Source organism: Rhodopseudomonas sp. BR0G17 (genome assembly GCF_010907025.1).
GTDB classification, from domain to species: Bacteria; Pseudomonadota; Alphaproteobacteria; order Rhizobiales; family Xanthobacteraceae; genus Rhodopseudomonas; species Rhodopseudomonas palustris_H.
This window is the reverse complement of record NZ_QUML01000014.1, coordinates 116,483-126,440: the sequence shown is the minus strand read 5'-3', so window position 1 is coordinate 126,440 and position 9,958 is coordinate 116,483. Positions and strand designations below refer to the sequence as shown.

10 protein-coding genes are annotated in these 9,958 nt (G+C 64.3%); 2 read left to right on the top strand and 8 right to left on the bottom strand.

Features of this window, described 5'->3' with window-relative positions; all coding sequences use genetic code 11:
• Nucleotides 1–436 (bottom strand): neutral zinc metallopeptidase (locus DY467_RS13495; RefSeq protein WP_205502331.1); only part of this gene is annotated, 436 nt, incomplete at its 3' end.
• Between the two features lie 379 nt (nt 437–815).
• On the opposite strand from DY467_RS13495, the gene DY467_RS13490 reads away from it, so the two are divergent.
• On the top strand, nt 816–1,946 hold the full coding sequence (locus DY467_RS13490) for a site-specific DNA-methyltransferase (protein ID WP_107354440.1): 1,131 nt from the start codon (nt 816–818) through the stop codon (nt 1,944–1,946).
• Nucleotides 1,947–2,044: 98 nt separating this feature from the next.
• Here the strand turns inward: DY467_RS13490 and DY467_RS13485 are convergent, their stop codons facing one another.
• From DY467_RS13485 to DY467_RS13455, 7 genes are all read right to left on the bottom strand, one after another.
• On the bottom strand, nt 2,045–2,410 hold the full coding sequence (locus DY467_RS13485) for a cytochrome b5 domain-containing protein (protein WP_164636636.1): 366 nt from the start codon (nt 2,408–2,410) through the stop codon (nt 2,045–2,047).
• Nucleotides 2,407–3,669 carry a ferric reductase-like transmembrane domain-containing protein gene (locus DY467_RS13480; RefSeq protein ID WP_164636634.1) on the bottom strand — a complete coding sequence of 421 codons (1,263 nt, stop codon included), beginning with the start codon at nt 3,667–3,669 and terminating at the stop codon, nt 2,407–2,409. Before DY467_RS13480 ends, DY467_RS13485 begins: the two co-directional genes overlap by 4 nt.
• Nucleotides 3,670–3,673: 4 nt before the next feature.
• Nucleotides 3,674–3,985, bottom strand: a complete 312-nt coding sequence (locus DY467_RS13475) for a hypothetical protein (protein ID WP_164636632.1) — start codon at nt 3,983–3,985, stop codon at nt 3,674–3,676.
• Nucleotides 3,986–4,199: 214 nt separating this feature from the next.
• Complete coding sequence (locus DY467_RS13470; RefSeq protein WP_164636630.1) at nt 4,200–4,853, bottom strand: DsbA family protein; 654 nt, start codon at nt 4,851–4,853, stop codon at nt 4,200–4,202.
• A gap of 60 nt (nt 4,854–4,913) precedes the next feature.
• The gene (locus DY467_RS13465) at nt 4,914–8,138 is read right to left on the bottom strand and encodes an efflux RND transporter permease subunit (protein ID WP_164636627.1); all 3,225 of its coding nucleotides are present in this window, start codon (nt 8,136–8,138) and stop codon (nt 4,914–4,916) included.
• On the bottom strand, nt 8,135–9,130 hold the full coding sequence (locus DY467_RS13460) for an efflux RND transporter periplasmic adaptor subunit (RefSeq protein ID WP_164636626.1): 996 nt from the start codon (nt 9,128–9,130) through the stop codon (nt 8,135–8,137). The genes DY467_RS13465 and DY467_RS13460 overlap by 4 nt, the downstream gene beginning before the upstream one ends.
• 1 nt (nt 9,131) lies before the next feature.
• Nucleotides 9,132–9,473 carry an ArsR/SmtB family transcription factor gene (locus DY467_RS13455; RefSeq protein WP_164636642.1) on the bottom strand — a complete coding sequence of 114 codons (342 nt, stop codon included), beginning with the start codon at nt 9,471–9,473 and terminating at the stop codon, nt 9,132–9,134.
• A gap of 80 nt (nt 9,474–9,553) precedes the next feature.
• Here DY467_RS13455 and DY467_RS13450 point away from each other — a divergent pair, with 80 nt between their 5' ends.
• Entirely contained in the window at nt 9,554–9,757 is a 204-nt protein-coding gene (locus tag DY467_RS13450) for a YgaP family membrane protein (protein WP_013500959.1), read from the top strand.
• Nucleotides 9,758–9,958 lie beyond the last annotated feature (201 nt).

The following is a 9,958-nucleotide window of genomic DNA, read 5'->3' as shown; positions in this document are numbered from 1 at the left end:
GCGGACAATAGAACGGCCCCATCGCCGCCTGCGCCATGCCACAGCGTCCACCATTGGTGCGGCCCCGAAACAGCACGATCTTCGGGCCGACATACCTCTGACCGCTGTCTTTGAAGACCTCGGTCCAGCGATCGTCGATCTCCCCGAGCACGCCGGAAATCATGCTGCCCATTTCGTCGGTCGGAGCGCCCTCCTTGCCGGAACGGCTGCCGGTCTGCTGCTGCTGCGTCGAATGAGAAATCATCTCGGCGCCGCCGATCAGCAAACGCGGATCGATGCCAAGCGCCCAGCCGACGATACCCAGCACCACGATGGTGCCGATGCCGAGGCCGCCGCCGCCCATCGGAAATCCGAATCCGCCACCACCACCCCCGCCGCCCTCTTGATCCCGGCGGTCATCGATATTGTCGCTGCGACGGAAGTCATCGAAACGCATCAGCCTGTCCTCGGTTTGGCCGCACCGGCGATTCGGGGCCGGTCCTCGTGTGTAGCCGATCGGAAAAAATCGGCGACAATTAGCATTAACCCGCCCGGCAAATATTGCCTAGTGCGCAACCCTGACGCCGGCGAGGACAACGCACAGCCAGCGTCCGGGCAGCCCAAGCCGTGCGTAAACACCGATGGTGTAAACGTTGCACGCTTTCATCGCGGTCGACATGCCGGCAGAGAGAACTGTTCCTCCGAACGTTCGTTCCGTGGTCACCAAACTGCAATCCAATTAAGTCGATTTTTACTTTGACGGGTCATTGTAGTGGCTAGTCGGTTTGTTGGTCCCGCGTCGCCGACGGCGTCACATGAGTCAGGTTAGTTGAGTCATGGTTGTGTCGCGTCGCGGGGCGTCTGCAAAGGCGCCCCGCACTCAATTTGAAGATATGCCCGAGAGCCGAATCATCGTCGGTGATTGCATCGCCGAGATGGAGAAGCTCCCGCCGAAGTCGGTGGATCTGGTGTTCGCCGATCCGCCGTACAATCTGCAGCTCAAAGGTGCGCTGAAGCGTCCCGACGAATCGGAAGTCGACGCCGTCGACGACGATTGGGACAAGTTCGCGTCCTTCGCCGCTTACGACAACTTCACCCGTGCGTGGCTGCTCGCCGCGCGACGGATCATGAAGCCGTCTGCGACGCTGTGGGTGATCGGTTCGTACCACAACATTTTCCGCGTCGGCACGATCATGCAGGACCTCGGGTTCTGGGTGCTCAACGACATCGTCTGGCGCAAATCGAATCCGATGCCGAACTTCCGCGGCCGTCGTTTCACCAATGCGCATGAAACGATGATCTGGGCGGCGCGTGACGAGAACGCCAAGGGCTACACCTTCAACTACGATGCGTTGAAGGCGGCCAACGAGGACGTTCAGGCGCGCTCCGACTGGCTGATTCCGCTGTGCACAGGCGACGAACGGCTGAAGGGCAAAGACGGCAAGAAGGTGCACCCGACGCAGAAGCCCGAACAGCTTCTGGCGCGCGTACTCCTGAGTTCGTCCAAACCCGGCGATCTGGTGGTCGACCCGTTCAACGGCACCGGCACGACAGGTGCTGTCGCCAAGCGTTTGCGCCGCAACTACATCGGTATCGAACGCGACAAGACCTACGCTGAAGCGGCGCGGGCGCGAATCGATGCGATCGAGCCGCTGCCGGACGACACACTGAAGCCGTTCCTCACCGCGCGCGATGCACCGCGGGTGGCGTTCTCCGAACTGATCGAGCGCGGCATGATTTCGCCGGGCGCCCGGCTGGTCGATTCGAAGAAGCGGCACGGTGCGCTGGTGCGTGCCGACGGCGCCATCATGCTTGGCGACAAGGTCGGCTCGATCCACCGGATCGGCGCGATGGCGCAGGGCTCCGAAGCCTGCAACGGCTGGACGTTCTGGCACGTCGAAACCAGCAAGGGTCTTCGGCTGATCGACGAACTGCGCGCCGAAATCCGCAGCACGATGATCGCCTGACGCAAAACAATTTCTCCGGTTCTGATCCAACCAGAACCGGAGTTCTTTTATCTTACCGCGGTTGCTCCATGCGCACCGCGCCTGATGTCGATATCGCTCTAACCTCCGCCGACGAACCGTCCAATTCGGTACTTCGGCAGCAACGCGTCGGCTTCGGGCGAGTGTTTCCGCCCCTTGGTCTTGGTGTCGTACGCCTCAGATGCTTCCTTGCCGCACCACGGCTCGATGATGCTCGGCCGCGATGGATGATCCGGCAGATACGCCGTGATGTCGTAGACGTTGCCGCGAATCGCCATCCAGCAGTCCTTCGGCACGGCGTGCCGGGCCAGCTCGGCCGCGCCGATCTCGCGCTCGGCAGCGGTCGCACTCGTGTCGGTGCCGGGCACTAACAGGTTGCCGATCCAGAAGCCGGCAACGGCGATCCAGAACGCGGCGGTCGAGACGTAGAACAGCTTGCGCATCATCTGAACTCGAAATTCTCGTAGTGGACATGCTGGGCGGTGACGCCGCGTGCGGCGAGCGCCGATTTCAATGCGGCCACCAGACCGGGCGGTCCGCACAAATAACACTCCGCGCGCGACAACTCGCCGGCAGTCGGCAGTAGCGGGCCGAGATCGGGAACATCGTCGCCGGTCTCAACGGCGTGGAGCGTGAACTTCGGATCAGACGCTGCGGTCGCCCGCAGCTCCGGCAGAAATGCCGCGTCAGCTTCGCTGCGATACAAATACAGCAGCCGCGTCGGATGCAGCAGCGGACCGGCGTTCAGCAAAGCCACAAACGGCGTGACACCAATTCCACCCGCCACCCAGAACTGCGGCGCCGTTCCGTGCGGATCGACGAAGCCGCCGAAACCTCCGATGACGCGGGCTGCCACACCGGGCTCGATCGCCAGCATCCGGGTGGTGCAGTCCCCGAGCGCCTTGATGGCGAGATGCAGTTCGTCCTGGTTCGCGATCGTGCTGACCGTGAACGGATGGAATTCGCCGCAGCCGCGATAGCGTGCGCCATTGCCGAATTCCGCCAGGACGAACTGGCCGGGCGTTACCAAAGCTGGATCGCCGAGGGGACGTAGCACGACCTCCACCGATCGCGCCGCCAACGGCCGGGCCGACGTCACGACATACGGCCGCGCGGCAAGGCCTAGATCGCCGCGGATCAGCCGCCAGCCGAGTATCGCTGCCGCGACCGCGAGGATCGGCAGTACCGGCTCGTCGATGCCGAGCAGAATCAGGTGCACCAGCCCGGTCAGCACGCCGAGGCCGAGTAGCGCGTGCAGCCAGCGCCAAGTGCCGTAGCGAATGCTGCGGACGAAGGTGGTGACGAGGCCGCCCATCAGCAGCAGCAAGCCAAGCCAGCCGGACCATACCGGCCAGCTCTCGGTGAACGGCGACAGCGTCTGCCAGGCGACCCGCGCCGCCGGCAGGTTGTTGGCGGCGAGCAGCAGCGGATGTAGCAACAGAACCAAATAAGCAGCGAGCCCGGTGCCGTGGTGCCAGCGATACATCCGCTCCAGGCCGCCGAGCCAGGCGGCTAATCGCGGCTCGCGCAGCATCAGCAGCAGGCTGACCAGCAATAGACCACAGCCGAGCCAACCGGTGACGATGCCGGCGGTGCGGATCGGCGGCAGACCTTCGGGAAAGGCCCAGACCGCAAAGCCCGCCGGCACCACGCACGACAGCAGCGGAACCGACCACTGGCGCACAGCTGCGGCAGCGGCTGCCATGGCCTCAATCCCGCCCGGACTTCAGATGGTCACAGAAGTCGCGGCCGCCATGCGGCAGGTCGAGCCCGCGCTCGCGTGCCCGCTGTACCATCAGCGCGTGATGCTCGGCCCGATAGGCTTCGCACACATTGTAGTCAGTGAAGCTGCGCACCCGTCCCTGATGTTCGATCCGCTCCTGCGGCGACATCAGCATCCAGCCGCGGGTGTTGCCCTCGTCGGCGCGCCATGGCGCAGCCTGCGCTGGGGTCGCCCACGGTACCAGCGCCAGCACATTGATCATCACGGCAGCACACGCCGCCAAGCGGATGCAGAGCATGACCGTCATCCCGCTGCGATGCGACGGCTCAGCTTAGCGCGTCCACAGCGGTTGTGAAGATGACTCAGATCAAGCAACGAGCGAGATTGAAACGAAAACCACCCGCTCTCCTTCATTGCGAGCGAAGCGAAGCAATCCCGGCCACAGACACAGCTTGGATCGCATCGTCGCTTTGCTTATCGCAATGCCGATGAAGGATAGGCTGACGAAGCGATTACTTCTTGTCAGTCTTCTTTGCCGCTTCGCGGGCGTCCTTGATCGCCTGCTTGAACAGCGCGACGTCGAGCACGCCGGGCACGCGGAAGCGGCCGACGATGAATGACGGCGTACCCTGGAAGCCGAACGCCTTCGCCTGAGTGTCGTTGCGCTTGAGGATCGCCTCGATCGTGACGCGGTTGGCGTCGAGATCCTTGGTGGCGCGATCGACATCGATCCCGCCGGCCTTGAGCGTCTCGTTCAACGTGGTCTCGGTCAGCTTAGAGGTCGCGCCGATCAGCGCCTCGTGCGCCTGCAGAAACTTGCCCTGATACTTCGAAGCGAGCACCAGCTTGGCGGCATCGACCGAGACGCCGCCAAAGATCGGCCAATCCTTCAAGACCAGGCGGATGTTGCCATCCTCCTTGACCACCTTCATCAGGTCCGGCGCCACTTTCTTGCAGTACGGGCAGCGATAGTCGGACCACTCGACGATGGTGATGTCACCCTTCGGATTGCCGGCGACCGGGATCTCGGCGTCGTACAGCACAGCGTCGGTCGACAGTACATCCTCGGCGTCCGGCGCGGTCGGGGCCGCTCCGGCCTTGGCGGCAACAAGCGCGGGAGCGAGAGCGAGCGCCGCCGTCATGGCCGACCGTCGGGAGATCATCATCAGGTTCCAATCCTCAGGCTTTAGGCGGCCTGTTGTGCACCGGATCGCGGCGTCGTGCCATCACTTTGCCGTGGCCGGCGGCGGATTTGGCGTTTTGTCGCGCAACACGATGTAGATCGCCGGAATCACCAGAACCGTGAGCAGGGTCGATGACGCCAGGCCGAACAGCAGCGAGATCGCCAGGCCCTGGAAGATCGGGTCGAGCAGGATCGTCGCCGCACCGATCATCGCCGCCAGCGCGGTGAGCAGGATCGGCTTGAACCGCACCGCGCCGGCCTGCAGCACGACCTCGCACAACGTCTTGCCGGCGCCGCCCGAGTGACGGATGAAGTCGACCAGCAGGATCGAGTTGCGCACGATGATGCCGGCGAGTGCGATGAAGCCGATCATCGAGGTGGCGGTGAATGGCGCCCCGAGCAGCCAATGGCCGATCAGGATGCCGATCAGCGTCAGCGGGATGGGCGTCAGGATCACCAGCGGCAATTTAAAGCTTCTGAACTGCGCCACCACCAGCACGTAGATTCCGAGGATCGCCGCGCCGAACGCCGCGCCCATATCGCGGAACGTCACCCAGGTGATTTCCCATTCGCCGTCCCACAGCACGGTCGGCTTCGACTCGTCTGACGGCTGGCCATGCAGGCTGATCGCCGGCTTCGGCAGTTTGCCCCAGTCGTGGGATTCGATCAGCTTGTCGACGTCGAGCATGCCGTACAGCGGCGCTTCGAATTTGCCGGCGAGTTCGGCCATCACCATGTCGGCGAACCGGCCGTCACGCCGGAAGATCATCGGCGAGCCGACTTCCTTGGTGGCCTTCACCAATTGGCCGAGCTCGACCACCGTCTTGGCGCCGGGCAGCGAATTGGCCGGCACCGGCGTCGAAGCCAACGCCTCATTCCATTCGAGATCGCGCTTCGGCAACCCGACCGTAATGGCGATCGGATTGCGGCCTTCGCCGCGATGCGAGTAGCCGATCGAGGTGCCGCCGAACAGCGCCTGGATGGTGTCATAGACGTCCTTTTGTTCGACGCCGAAGAACTCCAGGCGATCTTGATCAATCGACAGCCGCAGCCGAGGCCGCGGCTCGCCGATCGAATTGTCGACATCGACGATGAACGGCACCTGCTTGAAGATCTTCTCGACCTCGGCGGTGACCGCACGACGGGTGGCGGCGTCGGGACCGTAGATCTCCGCCAGCAGCGTCGACAGCACCGGCGGACCAGGCGGCACCTCGACGACCTTGAGGCTGGTGCCTTCGGGCAGCTTTAGCGTCTGCAACCGCTTACGCAGGTCGAGTGCGATGTCGTGGCTGGCGCGGCTGCGCTCGCCGCGCTCCTTCAAATTCACCTGCAGCTCGCCGAGTTCAGGCCGCTCGCGCAAGTAATAATGACGTACCAGACCGTTGAAGTTGAACGGCGCTGGCGTGCCGGCAAAGGTCTGCACCGAGGTGATCTCGGGCAGGCCGCGGGCGATATCGGCCGCAGCAAACAGCGTGCGCTCGGTGTCCTCCAGCGTGGCGCCTTCGGGCAGGTCGAGCACCACGGCGATCTCGCTCTTGTTGTCGAACGGCAACAGCTTCACCGTCACCGACTTGGTGGTGAACAGCGCCATCGACATCAGCGTGGCGATGCCGACGCCGAGCAGGAAGATCCAGGCCGCGCGCTTGCTGGCGACGATCGGCGAAGCGAAGCGGCGATACAGCCGGCCGAGCCGGCCCTCGTCGTGACCGCCATGCGCGGCCACGGATGCGCCCTGCTTCGGCGCCAGCTTCAGCATCAGCCACGGCGCCACCATCATAGCGACGAAGAACGAGAACAGCATCGCGGCCGACGCATTGGCCGGGATCGGCGCCATATACGGCCCCATCAGCCCGGACACGAACAGCATCGGCAGCAGCGCAGCCACCACAGTCAGGGTCGCGATCACGGTGGGATTGCCGACCTCGGCCACCGCCTCGATGGTGGCCTGCAGCCGCGGCCGTCCGTCCTTCATCCCCCAATGCCGGGCAATGTTTTCAACGACCACAATCGCGTCGTCGACCAGGATGCCGATCGAGAAGATCAGCGCGAACAGGCTGACGCGATTGATGGTGTAGCCCATCAGATTGGCGGCAAACAACGTCAGCAGGATCGTGGTTGGGATCACCACCGCGGTGACGACCGCCTCGCGCCAGCCGATCGCGATCGCGATCAGCACGACGATCGAAATCGTGGCGAGGCCGAGGTGGAACAGCAGCTCGTTGGCTTTCTCGTTGGCGGTCTCGCCGTAGTCGCGGGTGATGGTGACGGCGACATCCTTCGGAATCAGCGAGCCTTGCAGCGTCGCCAGCCGCGCCTTGATGTCGTGCGACACCACCACCGCGTTGGCGCCGGCGCGCTTGGCGAGCGCGAGCGTCACCGCCGGCACGCGGTCCCATTTGCCGCTGGCGTCGCGGGCGTCGTTCCACACCCGGTGCTCGGCCATATTCGGCCCGATGATCACCGAGGCGACGTCCTTGACATAGACCGGACGATTGTCGCGGGTCGCGACCAGCAGCAGGCCAATGTCGGGAATACCCATCAGCGTCTGACCGGCCGAGACGCTGCGCATCGTGCCGGCGTCGCGCACGTTGCCGGCGAGGAACGAGCGATTGGCGTCCTTCACCTTGGCGACGAGCTGCTGCAGCGTCACACCGTACAACGACAACTTCTCCGGATCGGGCTCAACCCGGATCTGCTGCGCACCGCCGCCGGAGATATAGGTCAGGCCGATGCTGTCGACCTTCATCAGCTCGGAGCGCAGCTTGTCCGCGAGTTCGTACAGATCCTTATCGGTCCAGCGTGCCGCGGCCTCCGGCTTCGGCGACAGCGTCAGCACCGTGACGGCCACGTCGTTAATGCCTCGTCCGACGATCAGCGGCTCGGGAATGCCGACCGGGATGCTGCCGATGTTGGCGCGAATTTTCTCATGCACGCGCAGGATCGCGTCTTCGGCCTTGGTCCCGACCAGGAAGCGGGCGGTGACCATGACGCGGTCATCTTCGGTCTGGCTGTAGACGTGCTCGACGCCGTCGATGCCCTTGACGATCGCTTCCAGCGGCTTGGTGACGAGCTCGACGGCATCCGGCGCGCGCAGGCCATCGGCGTTGATGCGGATGTCGACCATCGGCACGCTAATTTGCGGCTCTTCCTCGCGCGGGATCGCCGCGAGCGCGATCAGCCCGGCGATCAGCGATGCCAGCAGGAACAGCGGCGTCAGCGGCGACTGGATCGTGGCCTTGGTCAGGCGGCCTGAGATTCCGAGGTTCACGGCTGCACCAGCCTGTCACCGGGACGCAGGCCCGACAGAATTTCGAGACCGTCCGGCATCTCCTGCGTCGGATGCTCACGGCCGCGCTGCACCGGCACCGCCACGGTCTTGCCGGGTTCGCCAAGATGCACGTAGTCGATACCGAATTCGGTGGTGATGAACTTCGACGGGATCACGAAGGCGGGGCGCTCGCCGCCGGAAATCCACACCCGCAGCCGGTCGCCGACGAAGTACTGCGGCAGCCCTTCGACCGTGGCGTCGGCGACGACGCGGCCATCTTCGATCTGCGGATACACCAGGTCGATGGTGCCGAATTTGGCGACCTGATCGCCGAACTCGCTGCCGTCGACCCGGATCTTGTCGCCGGCCTTGAGGAAGCGCGCGTGCCGTTCCGGCACCCGCAGCCGCAGCTTGTAGTGCTGCTGCGCCACCGTGACGATCGGATCGCCCTGCAGCACCACCGAGCCGACGGTGATCATCTTCTTCAACACGCGGCCGTCGTCCGGCGATAGCACCTGGCCTTCCTTGAACTGCTGTTGCACCACCGACCGCTCCGCGGTCTTGGCGCGCAGATTGTTCTCGGCGACGTTGAGCGCGGTGCGCGCTTCGTCCAGCTTGGTGCGCGGCAGCGTGCCGCGCTCGACCAGGCCCGAGGTGCGGTCGTAGTCGATCTGCGCCTGGCTGGCTTGCGCCTGCAGCGCCTGGATTTGGGCATCGAGCGAATTCATCTGCAGCGTCAGCTTGTCGTCGCCGATGGTCGCGATCTCCTGGCCGCGGGTGACGCTATCGCCTTCCCGCACCTTCAGCGCCACCACCGTGCCGCCGATCCGCGCGCGGGCCGGCACCACGCTGATACTTTCAACGGTGGCGAATACCGCCTTCTCGTCGGAGATTTTGGTCTCCGCCACGGTCAGCGTCGCCGCGGCATGCGCCACCACCGCTCCCAGCAGCAATGCGGCGACCGCGCCGCTCATCGTCCATCGCAGTCCCATGTCATGCCCTTGCAGGTTTGCGGCCCGTTATTCCGATCGCCTGCCCCGGGCAGAACACCCGGTACAGCGTCGTCAGCACTTCGCGCGCCGGTTCGCTGGCGATCGAATAGAAAATCGACTGCGCATCGCGTCGCGCCGACACCAGCCCGTCGCGACGCAGCAGCGCGAGATGCTGCGACACCGTCGAGTCGCGCAGATCCAGCGCCTCGGCGAGTTCGCCGACCGAGCGCTCGCCGTCCACCAACTGACAGATGATCAGCAGCCGATGTCGGTTCGACAGCGCCTTCAGAAGCTCGCTGGCCTGGTCGGCGGCAACCACCATCGGGTCGTCTGTTATTTTCATATTTGCGTATATACGATTATTCGAATATATAGTCAACACGAACGCAGACGGCAGGACCGTCACACAGGAGGAAGAATGCGATGAATCTCGATCAAACCGTGCTCGCCTTCGCCGGCACCGTCGTGCTGGTGAGCCTCGCACTCGGCTGGCTGGTCAGCCCCTATTGGCTGCTGCTGACGGCATTCGCAGGGGTCAACATGATCCAGGCATCGTTCACGGGCTTCTGCCCGGCGGCGATCGTGTTCAAAAAGCTCGGCCGTCCGGCAGGCAACGCGTTTTCGTAAGGGCGACAGGAAACCAACAGCAGACGTCATTGCCGGGCTCGCCCCGGCAATCCATCTTCTGGCGACAAAGTTTTCAATGAAGAGCGATGGATGCGCGGGCCTTCGCCACGCCGAAGCGGCTACGGCCGCGCAGGCGGGTCAAGCACGCGCATGACGCTGTTGCGTTTGGCGCCGCAGCGGCTGGAAGCGATGCGGCACCTC